Here is an 18,641-nt window from a genome sequence, read left to right on the forward strand (position 1 = left end):
TCGGGACGTTTGCGCGGAAAACCGAAAACGGTTTCATCGCGGCAAGGATTGTTTCATGACAGTTTCGTGGCCGGGCGGACGCGTTAACGAACAAAACAGCGGGCCGACACTTCTGTGACGTCACACGCCTGAAATATCCGTGGTTGATGGTCCTCAGCCGAGAATCATCAAACTCTCGGGATTCCCCAATGCGGGTATTAATCGCGACTGACGCCTGGCATCCGCAGGTCAACGGTGTAGTCCGCACGCTGACTTCGCTGGCTGCCGCCGCCAAGGCCCTCGATGTCGAGATCGACTTCCTGACCCCTGATGGCTTCCGGTCCTGGCCGCTGCCGACCTATCCGGGCCTGCGCATTGCGCTGCCTTCCGGCAAGGAGATCGCGCGCCGGATCGAGAGGTGCGCGCCGGAAGCGCTGCATATCGCCACCGAAGGCCCGATCGGCTGGGCCGCGCGGGCCTATTGCCGCCGCAACGGGCTCGCCTTCACCACCTCCTACACCACGCGCTTTCCGGAATACGTCTCGGTACGAACGGGCATTCCCGATGCGGTCGGCTACGCCGTGCTGCGCCATTTCCACGATGCCGCCGCGATGACCATGGTGGCGACGCCGTCGCTGCGGCAGGAACTCGCAGGCCGTGGCTTCAAGCGGCTCGGCTTCTGGGGCCGCGGCGTCAACACCGAGCTGTTCCACCCCGATAGCCCGGCCAAGCTCGACCTTCCGCGTCCGATCTTCATGACCATGGGCCGCGTCGCCGTGGAGAAGAATCTCGAAGCGTTCCTCTCGCTCGATCTGCCCGGCACCAGGGTCGTCGTCGGCGACGGCCCGCAGAAGGCGGCGCTCGAAAAGAAAAACCCAGATGCAGTCTTCCTCGGCGAGAAGAAGGGCGCGGATTTGACTGCTCATCTCGCGGCCGCCGATGTCTTCGTGTTCCCGAGCCTCACCGACACGTTCGGCGTCGTGCAACTCGAAGCGCTCGCCTGCGGTACGCCGGTTGCGGCGTTTCCGGTGACGGGCCCGAAGGACGTCATCGCCGATCATCCGATCGGCGCGATCGACAGCGATCTGCGCGCCGCGTGCCTGCGCGCGCTCACGATGTCGCGCGAGGCCTGCCGCCACTTCGCGCTGGAGCGCTCGTGGGAGAACAGCGCGCGCCAGTTCGTCGGCAACCTCACCTCACTTCAGCCCAGCCGCGTCCTGCGCGCCTCGCCTCGGATGGCGCGGCGGCCGGTGCGCGGTTGATCCATATTTGACCCACAGCGAGAACCTCATCGATGGCTAAGATCATGAACCTTGACGGCACCCAGCAGCTCGACCTCACCCGTGGCTCGGTCGAGCAGGCCTATGACCGCTGGGCACCGGTTTACGATCTCGTGTTCGGCGGTGTGTTCGCCAAGGGCCGCCAGGCCGCGATCGCAGCCACCAACAAGATCGGCGGTCGCGTGCTCGAAGTCGGGGTCGGCACCGGCATCTCGCTGCCGCTCTATGCCCCGAACCTGCGCATCTTCGGCACCGACATTTCGGACGCGATGCTCGACAAGGCGCGCCGCCGCGTCAGCGAAGGCAACCTCAAGAACGTCGAGGGCCTCGCGGTTATGGACGCGGAGAAGCTCGAATTCCCCGACAATTCCTTCGACGTCGTGATGGCGCAGTATGTCGTCACCGCCGTGCCGAATCCGGAGAAGGCGCTCGACGAATTCGCCCGCGTGCTGCGTCCGGGCGGCGAGCTGATCATCCTCACCCGCGTCAGCGCCGATACCGGCATGCGGCGCTTCATCGAGCAGAAGCTCCAGCCTGTGGTGCGTCCGCTCGGCTTCCGCACCGCCGAGTTCGCCTGGTCGCGCTACGCCAAATGGCTCTCCGGCGCCAAGGGCATCGAGCTCGCGGAGCGCCGCCTGATTCCGCCGCTCGGCCATTTCTCGCTGGTGCGCTTCCGCAAGGTCGACATCGCCAAGGCGGCTTGAGCACGGCTGCAGGAGCGGCGGTCATTCCGCCGCTCACGCGTTCGCGTGCGTCACCGCGTCGCTGCACATCGTCACATGACAAAATGATGATGTCACACGGCGTACATCGAATCCCTGTAAATCCTGAACCCGAAAGCATTTTGGGGGAGAGCATGATCAAGAACTACCTCGAGCAGCTGCGGATCCAGCGCTGGGACGACCATCGCTACTATCACCACAGCCGCATCAACCAGAGCCTGCACTTCGTCAGCGCGCTGAGCTTCCTCTTTGCCTATGTCTGGCTGTTCGTCGATCCCATGATCTCGGCGCTGGTCGGCTGGCTGGTCTCGATGACCTCGCGCCAGGCCGGTCACTTCTTCTTCGAGCCGCACGATTACGACCACATCAACCATGCGACGCACGAGTACAAGGAAGAGATCAAGGTCGGCTACAACCTTCAGCGCAAGGTGGTGCTGATGGCGATCTGGGCGGCATCGCCGCTGGTGCTGTTCGTCGATCCGACGCTGTTCGGCCTGTTCACCCCCTGGGCGAGCGCCTCCGACTTCGTGCGGCAGGTGGCCAAGATCTGGCTCGCGGTCGGCGGCGGCGGTCTCCTGTTCCGCACCGTGCACCTGTTCTTCATCCGCGACGTCGAGACCGGCCTCGTCTGGATGACCAAGATCCTGACCGATCCCTTCCACGATCTGATGCTGTATCGCAGCGCGCCGCTCGCCTTGATGCGCGGCGAGCTGATGGACCCCGGCCTGCATCTCAACCCCGAGCACACGCTGGGCCTCGTCTCCGAGCCCGCGCTTGAAGAGCAGCACGCCTGATACGCCGCTACCCAGACCGCGAATGTCTACGGTTTACGTCATGCCCGGGCTTGTCCCGGGCATCCACGTCTTGGAGTTCATGCGCGGAAACGCGTGGATGGCCGGGACAAGCCCGGCCATGACGGCTTCGGAGTACGCAGCCTCAACGCCCGAAGCGCCTGGCCAGCATCTCTTTCAGGATCTGCCGCTTGATGTTCTTGTTGGTGAGCACGCCGTCGTGCCACCAGAAGCCGTCGGCCTTCATCTTCTCGGCGGCGCGGACGAAGCGGTCGGCGACCTCCGCGAAGTCAGCGTCGGTATAGTTGAGGCTGAAGATCAGCCGGCCGGTACCGACCCAGCTCAGCGCGAGGCCCTCGGCGCGCAGGTAATATTGCAGCATCCAGTTGTAGCGGGACGGGGTGGTGTATTTCACCGTCCAGATCGACGAGAAATTGGCGAACTGCACCGGCAGCCTGGCGTCGGTCATCATCTGGTTGAGCTTCTGGACGCGGCCGTTCCAGGTCGCATCCAGGCCGTCATAGATGGCGCGGAAGTTCGGGCTGGCGAGCCGGCTCAGGAACTCGTCCATCGCCGTCATGACATAGGGATGCGAGTTGAAGGTGCCGCGGGCGAAGCAGATGTCGGCCGGACGATCGTCGCGGAAGCGGCGCATCAGCTCACGCTTGCCGCAGACCACGCCGACCGGGAGGCCGCCGGCAAGGCTCTTGCCGTAGGTCACCATGTCGGCCCTGACGCCAAAATATTCCTGGGCGCCGCCGGCCGCGAGACGGAAACCGACGAAGACTTCGTCGAAGATCAGGACGATGCCGCGCTCGGTGCAGATCTCGCGCAGCTTCGTCAGCCATTCGGTGTAGGCCGCGCGATCGAAATTGCCGCCGCGAGAGGAATCAACCAGCGAGGAATCGCCGGGCGCGTTGACGTTCGGGTGCAGGCCCTGCAGCGGATTGACCAGCACGCAGGCAATGTCCTTGCGCGTCTTCAGCACATGCAGCGTCTTCTCCGACATTTCGGAGAGGGTATAGGTCTCGTGCGCGGCAATCGGATTGCCGACGCCGGGCTGCACGTCGCCCCACCAGCCGTGATAGGCGCCGGCGAAGCGAACCAGATGCGTGCGCTTGGTGTGGTAGCGCGCGAGGCGCACCGCCTGCATCACGGCTTCGGTGCCGGACATGTGGAACGAGACCTCGTCGAGCCCCGAAATCTGGCAGAGCCGCTGCACGTTCTCGAGAATGACGGGGTGGTAGGGACCAAGCACGGGGCCGAGCGCGTGCGCGCGCCTCTCCGAGCCCTCGATGCATTCCTTGTAGAAGTCGTTGCCGAAGATGTTGACGCCGTAGGAGCCCGTGAGGTCGTAGGAGGTGTTGCCGTCGACATCGGTGACGGTAACGCCGCTCGAGGATTCCATGAAGGTCGATGTGCCCAGATGCTCGCGAACGAGGCGCGAGAACTGGAACGGCACGCGGTAGCTTTCGGTGAAGTTGAGATCGGAGATCGTCTCGGCCGCTTCCTTCGTCATCGCGCGACCCCTGGGGTAGCGATCGGCGTAGAGCCTGGCGAGACGGAAAAAGGCGTCCTTGCGTTGGGCCACGATGTTCGCCGGCGCGCCGTCGCAGCCGAAATATTTATCACCGTCAAACTCGTAGAACGGCAGCAGCTTTGCCACCCGGCGCGACATCTTGGAGTGCCCGGCGAGCGAGCGATGCTTGGCGCGGGACAGTTCGACCCGCGCCTTGATCTTCGGGAGGACGGCGGCAGCAGACGCTGCCGCGGCCACGGACATCGAGAGAATCGGGAGTGTCGTTTCCATGACAACAAGCGCTAATACTGTGAGCTGACAGATTCATGACAGTCAAAGCCCTCATCGCCTCTTTCACCCAGCAGGAAGACCTCAACTTCCTGCTGACCAACCGCATCCCCCGCGCAGCGCTGACCCGCTTCATGGGCTGGTTCTCCAAGATCAGGAATCCGCTGGTGCGGGACTTCTCGATCGCGCTGTGGAAGCTGTTCTCCGACCTCGATCTGTCGGAGGCGCGCAAGACACATTTCACCAGCCTGCACGACTGTTTTACGCGCGAGCTGAAGCCGGGCCTGCGTCCGTTCGATCCGGATCCTTCCGTGGTCGCAAGCCCGTCTGACGGAATCGTCGGCGCCCATGGCCGGATCGCCGACACTGAGCTGTTCCAGGTCAAGGGCGCGCCCTATTCGCTGCTCGATTTGCTCGGCGATCCCGCGCTGGTCGAGCAGCATCGCAACGGCAGCTTCGTCACGCTGCGGCTGACCTCGAGCATGTATCACCGCTTCCATGCGCCTTATGATGCGCATATTGAGCGCGTCACCCTGATCCATGGCGACGTCTGGAACGTCAACCCGATCGCGCTGAAGCGGGTGGAGCGCCTGTTCTGCAAGAACGAGCGCGCCGTGATCCGCACGCATTTGTTGACCGGCGAGGCCGTGACGCTGGTGCCGGTGGCCGCGATCCTGGTCGCCAGCATCCGGTTGCACTTCCTCGACATGGTGCTGAACGCGCAGACCAGGGGGCCGGTCAATTTCCCCTGCGATGTCGATGTGACCAAGGGCGAGGAACTCGGCTGGTTCGAGCACGGCTCGACCATCATCATCCTTGGGCCCGGTGATTTTGCGTTCTGCGACGGGATCGCGGAGGGGACGCGCATCCGCGCGGGTCAAGCGCTTCTTCGGCGGAACTAGTCTTCATTCCGCCGCGTCCGGCGTCTATATCGTCCATGGGGACAAGTCGACGACACGGCGGGATTTCTGATGGCGCGGGCGCCGGTGATGGCGGCGGGAGGTATTGTGCTGCGGCGTGGCGACACGCCGCTGATCGCCATCGTGCGGCAGCGCAAGCGCAATGAATGGGTTTTGCCCAAGGGCAAGCTCGACGACGGCGAAACGCCGAAGGAGGCCGCGCACCGGGAGGTGCTGGAGGAGACCGGCCACGACGTCGCCATGCACGAATTCCTGGGCACGATGGCCTATCAGTCGGGCGGGCGCTCGAAGGTCGTGCATTTCTGGCGGATGGAAGCCGATGGCGGCCCTGTTCGCAAGCTGATGAACGACATCAAGTCGGTCGACTGGCTGACACTCGATGACGCGCTCGCGCGTCTGTCGCGCGAATATGAACGCGCCTTTCTCACCCAGGTCGGCCCGATCGCGATCGCGGCGGCCGGCCTCGCGCCGTCGCCAGCACCGACGCCAACGCTCGCGGCCGACGATATCGATGCGGCCTTGCAGACGCTCACACCAGCCGAGGCTGCCTCTGTCGACGAATTGCGGCACGGGTTGTTGCAGAAGGTAAAGGCCTGGCTGCGCGGCGAGGCGTGAGCTCTTCTGTTCGTCTCTCTCCACGTCGCGATGACGGAGAGGGAGCGGAGCCTTCCAGCCTATCGCTTTTTCTTTTCCTTCGGTGCCGGAGCCAGGGCGGGCTTGCGCGGCGCGGCGGGGCGTAGCGCGCCGGGCAGGCGTTGCAAGCCAGGCTGGCGCGGCGCAGCGCCTTGTTGCGGCTGGACGCCCGACTGCGTGCCGGGCTGCAATCCAGTGCGTGGCTGGGCGGCCGGCCGTCCGGCACCCTGCTGTTGACCGGGCCGCTGTTGATTCTGTCCCGGGCGTGGCGTGCCCGGCTGCACGGCGCCGCCTTTGCGCTGCGGCTGCTGCGTGCCCGCAGGCGTTCCCTGACGGTTCGGCGCGGCACCCGGCTGCTGCTGACCCGGACGGTTGTCCTGACCGCGCCGACCGTTCGGCCGCTGCGGCTGCTGTTGGTTCGGTGCCGGGTTCGGACGCAATTGCCGTTGCTGCGGCGGCTGCGCCGGTTGCGGAATCCGGCTCACTGCGGCCGGGTTGGCGCGGCGGAAGTCGCGTTGCTCGGTCACGATCTGGCGGCCGGTGGTCTGTGCGGCGTGCACCTGGCTGACGAAGCCGCGGTCGCGCGCGATCTGCTGCGGCGGAATCGTGATCGGCACTGCGGCGAAGCGCATGCCGCCCGGGCCGCCGGCACCTGGCCGGATCGCAAAGCCGCTCGCGGCTTGCGTCAGCGAGCCGAGCCGCGTGCCGCTGGCGCGGTCGTTGACGTCGATGTGGCCGACGCGGCCGTCGGCATCGGGATAGAGCTTGATGTTGACGTTGCCGGCGCTGGTCGCGGCCGCGTTCTCGGGCACGTCGACGACGCCGGTGGTGCCGCGAATGCCGAGTGTCGCGGTCGGTGTCGCGATCTTCATGTCGCCGGTCCTGGCCACGGCTGCGGCGACGAAGGCGACCGTACCCTTGCCGATGTCGAAGATCGCCGAATTCTGCTTGCCGCCGTCCTCATAGACATAGGTGTCGATGGTGATCTTGGCGCTGGCGGACAGGTTGAACGTGGTGGCGTCGTTGAAGGTAATGCCAAGCGAGGAGTTCGAGGACGTCTGCACGATGTCGTTGAGATAGATGTCGTCGCGCACCTTCAGCGGATACGAATTCTTGTCGCGGATCACGGTTGCGATCCCCGTCACGGTGGCGACGTTGCCGATCGGCTCGACGGTGGTCGCCTGCGCATCGGCGGCCGGCGCTGGCGAGGCCGATGGCGCCGTCGTCGATTGGGCCTGCGGCTGCGCTTGTGCCTGGACTTGTGCGAGCTCGATTGCTTCGGTTGCGCACGCGCTGCCCGCGCCGGCCAGCGGAAGCGCCAGCAGCGGCAAAACGAACACGAAGCGGCGCCAAGCCACCATCAAAGCCACGAATGAGGTCCCGGTGAGAATGCGAGGCGAGATCGGCCGATATCAGCCGGAGATTGCTGAATGGCGGATGAACGCCCGTCGTACGGGACCGGCGAACGTTCAAACGCCACGTCCCGATATCGGGACGTGGCGCCACTCGGGAACGAGACCCTTGCCAGCGGCGATGCGTGTGGCCTCAGCTCACGCGCTTCCAGGTCTGGCCGCCGCAGAACATGCCGCCGAAGGCGCAGCCCTGCACGCGCATCGCGTTCGGGCCCTTCATCGCGATCGTCGAGTCGTAGTTGCGGCCGGAGTTCGGATCGTGGATGCGGCCGCTCCACTTGGCGCCATCGGGCTTCATGTTGATCAGGATCCGTTCGTTGGTCTTCTCGGCATAGCCGCAGAGATTGGTGCCGCACTGTTCGACGCGAACGTTGCCCTTGTTCTCCTCGGTCGCCCACACGCCGATCGGTGTGTTCGCCGCCTGCACGGGAGCCGGCGCCGGTGCCGGTGCCGGCGCAGCGGCAGCAGGTGCGGGGACGGCAACAGGAGCGGGGGCTGCAACCGGCGCAGGCTGCGTGGTCGTGTCGACGGACGGTGCGGCGGCAACGGTCGGGGCAGGGGCGGCGGGCACGACAGCGGGTGCGGTCGGCGCGGCGGCCTGCACTGGCGCAGCCTGAGCGGGCTGTTGCTGCACCGGAGCCGGCGCGGGGGTGGCCGTCGTTGCCGGCGGCGTGGTGTCGTCATCGTCCTTGGAGCCAAGGCCGTTGAGGTTGATGTTGTTGAGCCTGATCGGCTTGTTCGACAGACCCGGCGCCACGATGGTGACGCAATCGAGCGAGGCGCAGTTGCGCGGCGTCTCGATGCGGATGCGCTGGCCGTCGATCTGGAACGAGAGCGAATTGCCGGCATGCGCGGCAGCGCTCGAAGCCAGGAAGAGCGCGGCGGCGGCGATGGTGAGCTTGTTCATGACAACCTCCTGATGGCGTGGGTCCCGAGATGGACTGAAGTCGGTCGTGGATCGGATGTGGTTCGACCCTATGCCGACGCCGACCGGCCTTCTGTGATGGACGTCACAGCTGCTTTCTGGGTGCGCCGGCGCAAATTCGTCCGCCGGGGGAAGGGCTGCAGGCCCTGTCCAATTTGTAATCGTCCTGCACCGAACCCGCATTTGCCTTGCAAGCGACCGATGGCTGACGACGCATGCAAGGAGAGTGCGCATGAAGCGCATCGGCAGACATTCTGGCCACATCGCTGCGTTGCTGACCGGCAGCGCGATCTCGGCTCGCGCCGATACCGACATCCGAACCAATGTGCTGAAGCAGAAGCGGGGCGAGGACGCGCTGAATGTCGACAGCTCGTTCTGCGACGCGCGGCTCGGCGGCGCGGCCGGCATGGTTAAGGAAAGCTGAACCCGACACGTTGAAGAGTCTTTAAGTAAATTCACCGAACGTGCGCGCATGACGCGCGGAGTTCGTTTGTATCTCGTCGGCTCCATCGTCCTCGTTTCGCTCGCGGGTTGCGGACGCGGCTTCTTCCAGGCCGAACGCGAACCGTGGCGGGCCGAGGCCGAAGCGGCGTGCCTGAAATCAGGCGCCGTGAAAGAGAGCGCCGACATCGTCCGGATCGATCCGATCTCCGGTCCCGGCATGTGCGGAGCCGAGTTCCCGCTGAAGGTCGCCGCCATCGGCGAACCCTCCGCCAGCTACGGTTTCGCCGACGAAGATCTGCGACCACCAGGCAGCATCGGCAACCAGCCGCGTTGGCCGGTGCGGCAGCCGCAATCGAACTATCCGGCATCCGGCTATCCGCAGCGATCGAACTATCCTGAAAGCGCGGTGCGCCAGCCCGCCGGCTATGGCGCATCTTCGGGTCCGGTGTCGCTCAGCGCACCCGGCGTGGCGCCGCAGGAAGACGAGATCGATTTGCCGCCCGAGGGCACGGACGCCGCAGGCGCTGCGCGCTACATGAATGCGCCGAGCTATCCGGCGCGTCAGCCTGGTCCCGGGCCGTATTCGCAAGCGCCTGCGCAACCGCAATTGCCGCGGCTGGGTCCCGCGCAAGGCAATCCCGTCACCGCCGTCGGTCCGGTCGCGGTGAAGCCGACTGCGACGCTCGCCTGTCCAATCGTGTCCGAGCTCGACCGCTGGTTCGCCGACACCGTGCAGCCCTCGGCGATGCGCTGGTTCGGCGCCCGCGTGGTCGAGATCAAGCAGATCTCCGCCTATTCCTGCCGCGGCATGAACGGCAATCCGCACGCCCATATCTCCGAGCACGCCTTCGGCAACGCGCTCGATGTCGCCGCCTTCACGCTCGCCGACGGCCGCCGCATCACCGTGAAGGACGGCTGGCACGGCATGCCGGAAGAGCAGGGGTTCTTGCGCGACGTCCAGTCGGGCGCGTGCGCGCATTTCACCACGGTGCTGGCGCCGGGCTCGAACGTCTATCACTACGATCACATTCACGTCGACCTGATGCGTCGCGCCAGCCGCCGCCTGATCTGCCAGCCGGCCGCAGTCTCCGGCGAAGAGGTGGCCGCGCGCGCGCAGCGGCGCAATCCGTACGCGAATTCGCGCGATCCCTACGTGACCGGCTCGCTCGGTGCGCGCAAGGGCAAGCACGACAAGGTCAACGAGGAAGACGAGTTCTCGGACGAATAGCCGAAGCGCGATCCGACATGCCCGCCGACATCGTCCGCTATCTCACCCACCCGCAGTTGCAGATCGACCCTGATGTGCCGGTGCTGCTCTGCCATTATGCCGGCCATGCCGTGGATCGTGTCCACGATCAGCCGGCTGGCGGCGGGAATATCTTCGCCTTCGCGCGCGAGACACGTCAGGTCCTGCATGGCTGGCGCCGCATGGACGATCCGGACCTGCCGTCCACACACTGAGGCCAGTCTGCTCAGCCCGCGCTGCCTCTTCGGCAAACCGCATCTCGGGCGCAAAAATTTGCGCGTTCGAGATTTTCGTCCAAGGCATTGAACTGCAATCGCTAATCTGGCCATGGCGGGCTTTTCCGGCGGTTGGCACGGTCGCTGCAATGAGGGTGCTGCAACGAAGCGGCGCGGCCGGCGCCGTGAGTCAACGGAACCCGTCATGCAGATGTCTGTCACCCCGCCTTATTCCGATCTCGAGCAGCGCGTGCTGTCGCGCATCACGGAAGAGCGCTGGCTCGAACTGGCGTCGGAACTGATCCGCACCGGCCAGCCGCGCTCCGGCAATCCGCTCGATCCCGACCTGCCGCCCGCCGAGGAAGAGGCGATCTCCATGCTGGTCGCCGGCAAGCTCGAAGCTCTCGGCATGGAAGTGACAAAACACAGCGCGCAGCCGCATCGGCCGAACGTGCTCGGCGTGCTGAAGGGACGCGACGGCGCGCCCTCGCTGATCCTCAACGATCATCTCGACACCTATCCGGCCGTCGAGCCTCACAAATGGCACATGACGGATTTCGATCCGTTCAAGGCGACGCGTCACGGCGATCGGCTCTATGCGCGCGGCACCTCCGACACGCGCGGCAATCTCGCGGCATCGCTGCTCGCGGTGCAGGCGTTGATCGAAGAGGGCGTGAGGTTCGAGGGCACCTTGATGTGCTGCTACACCGTCGACGAGGAGCGCAACGGCACCGAGGGCTCCATCTACATGCTGAACAAGGTCGGCCTGACCGCCGACTACGAGATCACCGCCGAGCCGACGGCGTGGGGCGACGTATCAGGCGATTGGGGCATGAACCTCTCGGTCGCCAATTCCGGCCATTGCCTTGTCGAGGTCACGGTCGAGGGCATCAAGTCGCACATCTGGCGGCCCGACATCAGCGTCAACGCCATCATGGAGGCGGCCAAGCTGCTGCCGAAGCTGAAGGAGATGGCGTTCACTCACGTGCCCAGCGAATTCATGGGGCACACGCCGCCATGCTGCTCGGTGGTGCGCATTCGCGGCGGCCTGCCCGGCGAGATGCAGTTTTCTCCGGATGCCTGCACCATCACGCTCGCCGTGGTCGGCATCGTGCCGGGCATGACGCTGGACAGCGTGATCTCCGACATCGAGCGCCTCGGGCAGGCGACGTTCGCGGGCGTCAACGACGTCAAGGTCGTGGTGCGCCAGGTGCCCGGTTCGCTGTTCGTCAACGCAACCGAGCCGGTACCGGTCGAGGAGGAGCCCTGCCGCTCCTTGCGCGCGGTCTACCGGCGCCTGCTGGGCCGCGAGCCCGGCGTCAACCGCAAGAACGCCTTCAACGACACCATCCGTTTCCGCGAGGCCGGCATCAACGCGGTGACCTTCGGTCCCGGCGAGGACGGCTGGGCCGTCGACAACGAGAACATCTCGATCACCAAGTCGGTGATGGCGACGCGGATCTATGCGCTGACCATCATGCAGATCCTGGGAGTTCGCACATGAGCGTCGAGGCTAGCCCCATGGCCATTCCGATCTCGGCCGATCGCACGCGGCGGGGTACGCTGCGATTGAGACTGCCGAAGGTCTCGCGATCCGTTCTGCTCTCGGCGCTCACCATCGTCGTGCTGCTCGCGGCATGGATCGTCGTCACAGAGATGGGCTGGGCCAACGAGCTCTTTCTGCCGAAGCCGCAGGCGGTGTGGGCAGCCTTCATCAAGACGATGACCAAGGGGTATCAGGGTGCGACGCTGCTTCAGCATCTCGGCGCCAGCCTGTATCGCATCCTCGTCGCCTTCTCCCTGGCCTGCCTGATCGGCATCCCGCTTGGTGTTCTCATGGGCGTCTCGCGCAATGCGCGCGCACTGCTCAATCCGCTGATCGAGTTTTACCGGCCGTTGCCGCCGCTCGGACTCTATACGCTGCTGGTGATGTGGCTCGGCATCGGCGAGAGCTCGAAGCTGTCGCTGCTGTTTCTCGCCGGCCTGCCGGGCATCGTGATCTCGACGATCCAGGCCGTCACCAGCGTCGATCCCGTCTATGTGCGCGCCGCGCAATCGCTCGGCGCGACACGGCGCCATCTGCTGTTCCACGTCTATCTGCCGGCGGCGGGCCCTCTGATCCTTGCGGGCATGCGTATCTCGCTCGGCTTCACCTACACCGTTCTGGTCGCCGCCGAGATCGTCGCGGCCTCCGCCGGCATCGGCTGGATGATCTGGGATGCCGCCAAGTTCCTGCTGTCCGACGTCGTGATCATGGGCCTGATCGTGCTGGGCCTCACCGGCGTCGTGCTCGACCTGATTATGCGCGGCATCGCCAAGCTTCTGATGCCGTGGGCCTGAATTCAATCCAAGGGGAGATCCACATGATGAAGAGACTCGTTGCCACGATCGCACTTGCCACGCTGGCGCTCACGACGACGGTTCGCGCCGAGGACAAGCCGGCCAAGATCACCGTCGGCTATCTGAACCTGGTGAACGCGCAACTCGTGACGAAGCATCTCGGCCTGCTCGCCAAGGAGATGCCGGGCGTCGACATCAAATACGTCAAGGTCGGCGGCGGCGGCGACATGCTGCGCGCGATCGCCGGCAACGACGTCGACTTTGGCGGTCTCGGCAATCCGCCGACCGCGATCGGCGTGACACGCGCGCTGCCGATCAAGGGCATCTTCGTCGTCAACATGCTCGACTATGTCGAGGCGATGGTGGTCCGCACCGACAAGAACATCACCTCGCTCAAGGACCTCAAGGGCAAGACCGTCGCCGCGCCGTTCGGCTCGACCACGCATTATCTGCTGCTTCAGGCGCTGAAGGACGAGGGTGTCGATCCCGCCTCGATGAAGATCCTGGACCTCGCCCCCTCGGATATCGCAGCGGCCTGGCTGCGCGGCGACATCGATGCCGCCTGGTTCTGGGAGCCGAACCTCGACAAGGCCGTGAAGAACGGCGGCAAGATCCTCATCACCTCGGGCGAGATGGCCAAACGCGGCTACCCGACCTGGGACATCGGCGTCGTCATGAATGCGTTCGCGGACAAATATCCCTCCTATGTCGAGAAGTTCCTCAAGGCCGAATGCGAGGGGATCGATTTCTGGCTGAAGAATCCGGCGAAGACGGCCGAGATCATCGCCGAAGAGCTGTCGCTGCCGCTCGAGGATGCGACGCGCATGATGAAGGGCACCGGGATGGTTCCCTGCAACAAGCAGCTCACCGGGGAGTATCTCGGTTCATCCGTGAAGAAGGGCAAGTTCGTCGATACGCTGGTGGCGACCGCCGACTTCCTGGTGAAGCAGGAGCGCCTGCCGAAGCTGCTGCCGCGCGCCGACTTCGAGGCGTTCATCCAGCCCACCTATCTCGAGAAAATCATCGGCCACTGAGGCCAGCGCCGGCGGGCCAGTCTCGCCGGCATAGTCCCGTTCCTGCAGGCACATGACCGCCATGGATATCTCGCCCAGCCATCTCCGCGCCGCTTATCGCAGCGGCGCGCTGAAGCCGTCCGATGTTGCCGCGCATGTGTTGTCGCGGCTTGCCGACGCCGACCAGAGCGGGGTCTGGATTTCGAAAGCCCAGCCCGAGAAGGTCATGGCTGCTGCGCGTGCGATGGATGCGCGCGTCGGTGAGATCGAGAGGCTGCCGCTCTACGGGCTGATCGTCTCGGTGAAGGACTGCATCGATGTCGCGGGCGAGCAGACCAGTTCGGCCTGTCCGGAATTCGCCTATGTTGCGAAAGACACCAGCCCGGTCGTCGCGGATGCCATCGCCGCCGGCGCGATCTACATTGGCAAGACCAATATGGACCAGTTTGCAACCGGCCTGGTCGGCGTGCGCTCGCCCTACGGCATCGCGCGCAACCCACACAATCCCGACTACATTCCCGGCGGCTCCAGCTCCGGCGCGGCGGTGTCGGTCGCGTCAGGCACGTCGTCCTTCGCCTTCGGCACCGATACCGGCGGATCGGGCAGGGTGCCGGCGTCCTATTGCGGCGTCACCGGCTTCAAGCCGGCGCCCGGTGCGTTCAGCCAGCGCGGAATGGTCTATGCCTGCCGAAGCTTCGACACGATCTCGCTCTACACGCAGACGCCGGGGGACGGCTATGACGTCTATCGCGTGCTGGCGCGACGCGATCCCGAGGACTGCTTTTCGCCTGACGATTTTGCCGGCTGGAGGGAGTAGGCATCGCCGGCGCGGCCGCTTCGGATCGCGACGCCGCGTCAGGACCAGCTCAGGTTCTTCGGCAACGCGGAGACGGAGCGGCTGTTCGGCGACGGGCTTCGCAAGCTGCGGCAGCTCGACATCTCGATCGCCTCTGCGGATTTTTCGCCGTTCACTTCGATCAACGACCTGATGTTCTTTGGGCCGTTCCTCGCCGAGCGCGATGTTTCGGTCGGCGCATTCCTCGACGCCAATCCGGATGCCGGCGTCAGGATCGTGCGGGATCTCGTCATCGGCAGCCGGAAGTTTACGGCGGCTGACACCTATCGCGCGCTCTATGAGGTCAGGGAAGTCCAGCGCATGCTCCGTGACTTCTGGCAGATCCACGACGCGCTGGTCGTGCCGACGGTCGGAACCGTGCTCAGCATCGACGACGTCGCGCGGGATCCGCTGACCGCCAATTTCAACAACGGCTACTACACAAACTACGCCAATCCGCTCGGGCTTGCCGCGATCGCGGTCCCGAACGCGGTGACCGGGGCCGGCGTGCCCTATGGTGTCACGTTTCTGGCACCGGCGGGACGGGAACGCCTGCTCACCGACCTCGCCTGCGCATTCATGGGAGCCGCAGCCCGTTCCTGATATCTGCGTCGCGTTGCAATCCGACCGGAGACCTCCTAGCCTTCGAGCCGTCACTCGAAGGGAGATCGATCGTGGGGCGCAGTCATGCGCATGAGGTGGCCGATCCAGGTGAGCCTTCAGGCGAGCCATGCGCCGAGGTGCAAAGGGCCGGGACCGGACGTTATGTGCTGAAGGCGCTGGGCAAGGCCGATCTCGACCTGGTGATGCGGACCGGCCGGCAGGCCACCTACCAGAACCGCGAATATCTGTTGCGGGAGGGGGAGCCCGCGAACGGCGTCCACGTCATTCTGAGCGGAATCGTCGAAAGCACCCATGCCGGCACGCAGGGACGCGAACTGATGCTGGCGACCTGGGAGGCGGGCGACTTCGTCGGCGCGCCCTACATCCTCGGCGATCACCGCCATAGCTGGTCGGCCCGCGCGCTCGGGCGGGTCGAGGCACTACATCTCGACCAGATTGCAATCCGCACGCTGATCGCACAGTCGCCATCGTTCGCGGTTGCGCTGATCGAGTGCCTCGGCTTCAAAGGCGAGACCTATTCGATGCTGGCGCAGACGCTGGCGGGACAGAAAGCGGCCGAACGGCTGGTGCTGCTGCTGGTAAAGCTGTGCGAAAACGCCGCGCAAGACGAGAACGGACCGATTTCGCTCGGCCGCATCACGCAAGCCAATCTCGCGCGCATGATCGGCGCGACACGGCAGTCGATCAGCCTGATCCTCAGTCGCCTGCAGGACGACGGCATCATCTCGACCGGCCCGACCAAAATGGTCGTCAACGATCTCGCGGCGTTGAGGAAGCAGGTCAGCGACTAGATGAATGACGCGGCAACGATGACAGGTATCGATTTCGAGCGCATTGTGGATCGCATCCATGAAGCCGCGACGGCTCCGGAGCTGTGGCCGGACGTTCTGGAAGAGGTCGCGCATGCCGCTGGTGCGCATGGCATGGTCATGATCACCTCGGACACCGATCAATGGGCCGGCGTCTGGAACGGCGTCGTGACGTCGCCGTCGATCCAGGAGGCATTCTCGGCGTTCATGAGCGAGGGCCTGTCCAGTCGTACGGAGACGACACCCAGGCTCCTGGCGCGGGATCACCCCGGCTTCGTCAGCGAACAGGACGTCTTTTCGCTGGAAGAATGGGAACGCGACCCATATCGGGAGTGGAACAAGAAATGGGGCTTCGAGCACGCCTGCGCGACCGCCGTCCACAGCCCCTCCGGTGAGCTCATTGTTTTTCACATGGAGAGATTGGCCGGCCGGCCCGCGTTTTCACGGCAGGATCTCGAATTCCTCGACCGGTTTCGTCCCCACCTCGCGCGGGCGGCTCTATTGTCGACGCGCTGGCGCCTCACCCGGATGCGGGCGGCGACCGAGGCGCTGGCGCTCGTCGGTCTGCCGGCGCTCGCGATTGCGCGCTCCGGGCGGGTCCTGGCGGCGAACGTCCTGATCGAAGGCATGACGGAGGTCTTGCGCTGGTTGCCCAGAGACCGGGTCGCGATCAGGGATGAGGCGGCTGATACCCTGCTGCGCGCCGGCCTGACTCAACTCGGGTCGCCGCTCAACAAAGCCGTGTGTTCCTTTGCCGCGCGCGGCGCAAACGACCAGGAACGGCTGGTCTTCCATCTCGTTTCGATGCCGGGCGAGGCGCGCGATCTCTTCGATGGGGCCGTCGGCCTCCTCGTCGTAACGCCGGTGACGACGCCCCAGGCGCCGAGTCTTGCGTTGATTCGTGGTCTTTTCGATCTCACCCCGAGCGAGGCGCGCGTTGCGCGCGGAATCGCACAAGGACAGACCATGGGCGACATTGCGGCACATCACGGCTTGAGCCGCGAGACGATACGCACGCAAATCAAGGCGGTCCTCGCCAAGACCGGCACGCGCAACCAGAAGAGCGCGGCCGCGCTCTTCGGTGCAATTCCCAAAGTGCCACTGAACGATTGATCCCCAAGCGTTCGGTTGCCCCCGATTCTCGCCGATGCGCGGCCCTTTTCACCCGAATGGGTGAAGACACGGCCGGTTTCTGCGGGATCAACTTCGCCTGAATTGGGAGTTGGACGAAAAGCCGCACGGATGGAGCGACCCGAGTTTCAGTTTTTCGAAGTGGCTTTGGCGCAGCGCAGGCGCAGGACATGGGCGTGGAGCATCCGTACCAGCCAGGGGGAGGTCGTGATGCGCGGCCGGGGAGCGAGCCGGCCGGCCGCGAAGTACCAGGCCGACAGAGCGCTGTTCCTGCTGCTGCTGACCGCACCCTATCGATCGCGGCTTTCGGCGTAATCTAGCGGGCGCCATTCGTTCAGGAACGCGCCTGCGACACTGCGGAACGCTGCCGGGAACGTCAGGTCGAGGTCCGCTTCGACGGTGCGGGAGCGAGTCCCATGCAGCGTTGCACCTCGGCCGGGACGCTGTAGGTTCGCATGATATGGCGGCTGTCGCGCAGGCCGGTTGCCTCGCGTTGCACGACGAACATCCACAGTGCCTGGCCGGCTTCCATCACCAGCTTGCGCCTCGCCGGCTGCATTGCGGCCGGCGTTTCCGCCAGCGCGTGGGTGGCGTCGAATTCGCGCAACTGCGCGAGCGCCTGTTCGAGCGCGCGACCCATTCGTCCAAGCGCCGAGGCTTGCTCCTGGACGATTTCATAGTGAAGGATATCGACCGGCGGGCGAAGATCTCGGGACATGTCAGCCAATATAGTGCCGCGCGAGGCGCATGCGCAACGCGTTGGCCGGCTGCCGTTACTTCGCCTTGTAGGCGCCCAGGAACATCCGCGTCGCACTGTCGATCACTTCCGCCATGCGCTGTTCCGACGGCGGCGGCGCGGCCTGGAAGACGAAGGGCAGGAAGAGCGAGGCCTTGCACAGTTCCATGAATTGCGACGCGGCGAGGTCGCAATCGTCGATGGCGAGATCGCCGGAAGCGACATGCGCTCTCAGATATTCGGACAGCCGGTTGATGGTCTTGTCCAGCACGCGCATGTAATAACGGCGGCCGACGTCGGGCATGCGTTCGGCAATCGCCATCACGGTGCGGATCGCCGACCCGCCGCCGGGCCGGCAGAGCAGATGCAGATAGGCCTGGCCGAAATCATTCAAAGTCGTCTCGGCGTCGCGCGCGGGATCGAAGTTGAACACGACCTGGCCGTGAAACAGCGCCTCCTCCTCGAGGATGGCTTCGAAAAGCGCGCTCTTGTCGGCGAAGTAGACGTAAAGGGTGCCCTTGGAGACGCCGGCCGCTCGCGCGATCTCGCCCATGCTGGCGCCGTCAAAACCCAGATCCATGAACACCTTGTGGGCGCCTGCCAGGATCTGGCGGCGCTTGGAGCTGTCCTCCTCCTGGAGGACGTGGACATGTTCGCGGCCGGCTACAACCATTGATTTAGCGTCTCGGTAGGTTTTCGTATCAGGGGTCGAGGCATGAAACCTAAATAAAGGATTCGAGCCAGTAGGGTTCGGCTCGGGAATATTAAGTATATTGACC

At 65.0% G+C, this 18,641-nt stretch carries 18 protein-coding genes and 1 pseudogene; 14 read left to right on the forward strand and 5 right to left on the reverse strand.

Going from position 1 to position 18,641, the window contains the following annotated elements; all coding sequences use genetic code 11:
• Positions 1 to 188: 188 nt before the first annotated feature.
• The 3 genes from QY049_RS17965 (at position 189) to QY049_RS17975 (ending at position 2,775) form a co-directional block, all read left to right on the forward strand.
• Positions 189 to 1,241 carry a glycosyltransferase family 1 protein gene (locus QY049_RS17965; RefSeq protein ID WP_301269770.1) on the forward strand — a complete coding sequence of 351 codons (1,053 nt, stop codon included), beginning with the start codon at positions 189 to 191 and terminating at the stop codon, positions 1,239 to 1,241.
• 32 nt (positions 1,242 to 1,273) lie between these two features.
• Complete coding sequence (locus tag QY049_RS17970) at positions 1,274 to 1,963, forward strand: methyltransferase domain-containing protein (protein WP_194480042.1); 690 nt, start codon at positions 1,274 to 1,276, stop codon at positions 1,961 to 1,963.
• A gap of 152 nt (positions 1,964 to 2,115) precedes the next feature.
• On the forward strand, positions 2,116 to 2,775 hold the full coding sequence (locus tag QY049_RS17975; RefSeq protein WP_301269771.1) for a hypothetical protein: 660 nt from the start codon (positions 2,116 to 2,118) through the stop codon (positions 2,773 to 2,775).
• Between the two features lie 142 nt (positions 2,776 to 2,917).
• Here QY049_RS17975 and QY049_RS17980 read toward each other — a convergent pair whose 3' ends face one another.
• Entirely contained in the window at positions 2,918 to 4,582 is a 1,665-nt protein-coding gene (locus tag QY049_RS17980; protein WP_301269772.1) for an aminotransferase class III-fold pyridoxal phosphate-dependent enzyme, read from the reverse strand.
• 35 nt (positions 4,583 to 4,617) lie between these two features.
• Between QY049_RS17980 and asd the strand changes: the two genes are divergently transcribed.
• The gene (gene asd / locus QY049_RS17985; RefSeq protein WP_258765741.1) at positions 4,618 to 5,481 is read left to right on the forward strand and encodes an archaetidylserine decarboxylase; all 864 of its coding nucleotides are present in this window, start codon (positions 4,618 to 4,620) and stop codon (positions 5,479 to 5,481) included.
• A gap of 69 nt (positions 5,482 to 5,550) precedes the next feature.
• The gene (locus QY049_RS17990) at positions 5,551 to 6,114 is read left to right on the forward strand and encodes an NUDIX hydrolase (protein WP_301269773.1); all 564 of its coding nucleotides are present in this window, start codon (positions 5,551 to 5,553) and stop codon (positions 6,112 to 6,114) included.
• Between the two features lie 59 nt (positions 6,115 to 6,173).
• On the opposite strand, the gene QY049_RS17995 is transcribed toward QY049_RS17990, so the two are convergent.
• Both QY049_RS17995 and QY049_RS18000 read right to left on the reverse strand, forming a co-directional pair.
• Positions 6,174 to 7,493: a FecR domain-containing protein gene (locus QY049_RS17995; protein WP_301269856.1), complete on the reverse strand. Its 1,320-nt coding sequence runs from the start codon at positions 7,491 to 7,493 to the stop codon at positions 6,174 to 6,176.
• Between the two features lie 184 nt (positions 7,494 to 7,677).
• Positions 7,678 to 8,451: a DUF2147 domain-containing protein gene (locus tag QY049_RS18000; RefSeq protein WP_258765743.1), complete on the reverse strand. Its 774-nt coding sequence runs from the start codon at positions 8,449 to 8,451 to the stop codon at positions 7,678 to 7,680.
• Between the two features lie 250 nt (positions 8,452 to 8,701).
• Here QY049_RS18000 and QY049_RS18005 point away from each other — a divergent pair, with 250 nt between their 5' ends.
• The 9 genes and pseudogenes from QY049_RS18005 (at position 8,702) to QY049_RS18045 (ending at position 17,108) form a co-directional block, all read left to right on the forward strand.
• Positions 8,702 to 8,893, forward strand: a complete 192-nt coding sequence (locus QY049_RS18005; protein ID WP_258765744.1) for a hypothetical protein — start codon at positions 8,702 to 8,704, stop codon at positions 8,891 to 8,893.
• A 48-nt stretch (positions 8,894 to 8,941) separates the two neighbouring features.
• Positions 8,942 to 10,141 (forward strand): extensin family protein, encoded by a 1,200-nt coding sequence (locus QY049_RS18010; protein WP_301269774.1) that lies wholly within the window; start codon positions 8,942 to 8,944, stop codon positions 10,139 to 10,141.
• A 17-nt stretch (positions 10,142 to 10,158) separates the two neighbouring features.
• Positions 10,159 to 10,374, forward strand: a complete 216-nt coding sequence (locus tag QY049_RS18015) for a hypothetical protein (protein ID WP_258765746.1) — start codon at positions 10,159 to 10,161, stop codon at positions 10,372 to 10,374.
• Positions 10,375 to 10,579: 205 nt separating this feature from the next.
• Entirely contained in the window at positions 10,580 to 11,878 is a 1,299-nt protein-coding gene (locus QY049_RS18020) for a M20 family metallopeptidase (protein WP_301269775.1), read from the forward strand.
• Entirely contained in the window at positions 11,875 to 12,714 is an 840-nt protein-coding gene (locus QY049_RS18025) for an ABC transporter permease (RefSeq protein ID WP_194480063.1), read from the forward strand. The genes QY049_RS18020 and QY049_RS18025 overlap by 4 nt, the downstream gene beginning before the upstream one ends.
• A 23-nt stretch (positions 12,715 to 12,737) precedes the next feature.
• Positions 12,738 to 13,748: an ABC transporter substrate-binding protein gene (locus QY049_RS18030; RefSeq protein ID WP_194480073.1), complete on the forward strand. Its 1,011-nt coding sequence runs from the start codon at positions 12,738 to 12,740 to the stop codon at positions 13,746 to 13,748.
• A 61-nt stretch (positions 13,749 to 13,809) separates the two neighbouring features.
• Positions 13,810 to 15,165, forward strand: a pseudogene (locus tag QY049_RS18035) (amidase family protein).
• A 71-nt stretch (positions 15,166 to 15,236) separates the two neighbouring features.
• Entirely contained in the window at positions 15,237 to 15,977 is a 741-nt protein-coding gene (locus QY049_RS18040) for a Crp/Fnr family transcriptional regulator (RefSeq protein WP_194480076.1), read from the forward strand.
• Between the two features lie 132 nt (positions 15,978 to 16,109).
• Positions 16,110 to 17,108, forward strand: a complete 999-nt coding sequence (locus tag QY049_RS18045; protein ID WP_301269776.1) for a helix-turn-helix transcriptional regulator — start codon at positions 16,110 to 16,112, stop codon at positions 17,106 to 17,108.
• Positions 17,109 to 17,502: 394 nt separating this feature from the next.
• On the opposite strand, the gene QY049_RS18050 is transcribed toward QY049_RS18045, so the two are convergent.
• Together QY049_RS18050 and QY049_RS18055 are read right to left on the reverse strand one after the other, a co-directional pair.
• Complete coding sequence (locus QY049_RS18050; protein ID WP_194480080.1) at positions 17,503 to 17,844, reverse strand: DUF6665 family protein; 342 nt, start codon at positions 17,842 to 17,844, stop codon at positions 17,503 to 17,505.
• A 55-nt stretch (positions 17,845 to 17,899) separates the two neighbouring features.
• Positions 17,900 to 18,535 (reverse strand): TetR/AcrR family transcriptional regulator, encoded by a 636-nt coding sequence (locus tag QY049_RS18055; RefSeq protein ID WP_258765752.1) that lies wholly within the window; start codon positions 18,533 to 18,535, stop codon positions 17,900 to 17,902.
• Positions 18,536 to 18,641 lie beyond the last annotated feature (106 nt).

The organism is Bradyrhizobium sp. WYCCWR 13022, assembly GCF_030435535.1.
GTDB lineage: Bacteria > Pseudomonadota > Alphaproteobacteria > Rhizobiales > Xanthobacteraceae > Bradyrhizobium.

Coding starts and splice junctions, on each gene's coding strand:
- QY049_RS17975 (WP_301269771.1), top strand. CDS start 2,116: ATGATCAAGAACTACCTCGAGCAGCTGCGGATCCAGCGCTGGGACGAC.
- QY049_RS17980 (WP_301269772.1), bottom strand. CDS start 4,582: ATGGAAACGACACTCCCGATTCTCTCGATGTCCGTGGCCGCGGCAGCG.
- QY049_RS17965 (WP_301269770.1), top strand. CDS start 189: ATGCGGGTATTAATCGCGACTGACGCCTGGCATCCGCAGGTCAACGGT.
- QY049_RS18050 (WP_194480080.1), bottom strand. CDS start 17,844: ATGTCCCGAGATCTTCGCCCGCCGGTCGATATCCTTCACTATGAAATC.
- QY049_RS18030 (WP_194480073.1), top strand. CDS start 12,738: ATGATGAAGAGACTCGTTGCCACGATCGCACTTGCCACGCTGGCGCTC.
- QY049_RS18020 (WP_301269775.1), top strand. CDS start 10,580: ATGCAGATGTCTGTCACCCCGCCTTATTCCGATCTCGAGCAGCGCGTG.
- QY049_RS17970 (WP_194480042.1), top strand. CDS start 1,274: ATGGCTAAGATCATGAACCTTGACGGCACCCAGCAGCTCGACCTCACC.
- QY049_RS17990 (WP_301269773.1), top strand. CDS start 5,551: ATGGCGCGGGCGCCGGTGATGGCGGCGGGAGGTATTGTGCTGCGGCGT.
- QY049_RS18045 (WP_301269776.1), top strand. CDS start 16,110: ATGGTCATGATCACCTCGGACACCGATCAATGGGCCGGCGTCTGGAAC.
- QY049_RS18015 (WP_258765746.1), top strand. CDS start 10,159: ATGCCCGCCGACATCGTCCGCTATCTCACCCACCCGCAGTTGCAGATC.
- QY049_RS18025 (WP_194480063.1), top strand. CDS start 11,875: ATGAGCGTCGAGGCTAGCCCCATGGCCATTCCGATCTCGGCCGATCGC.
- QY049_RS18000 (WP_258765743.1), bottom strand. CDS start 8,451: ATGAACAAGCTCACCATCGCCGCCGCCGCGCTCTTCCTGGCTTCGAGC.
- QY049_RS18005 (WP_258765744.1), top strand. CDS start 8,702: ATGAAGCGCATCGGCAGACATTCTGGCCACATCGCTGCGTTGCTGACC.
- asd (WP_258765741.1), top strand. CDS start 4,618: ATGACAGTCAAAGCCCTCATCGCCTCTTTCACCCAGCAGGAAGACCTC.
- QY049_RS18010 (WP_301269774.1), top strand. CDS start 8,942: ATGACGCGCGGAGTTCGTTTGTATCTCGTCGGCTCCATCGTCCTCGTT.
- QY049_RS18055 (WP_258765752.1), bottom strand. CDS start 18,535: ATGGTTGTAGCCGGCCGCGAACATGTCCACGTCCTCCAGGAGGAGGAC.
- QY049_RS17995 (WP_301269856.1), bottom strand. CDS start 7,493: ATGGTGGCTTGGCGCCGCTTCGTGTTCGTTTTGCCGCTGCTGGCGCTT.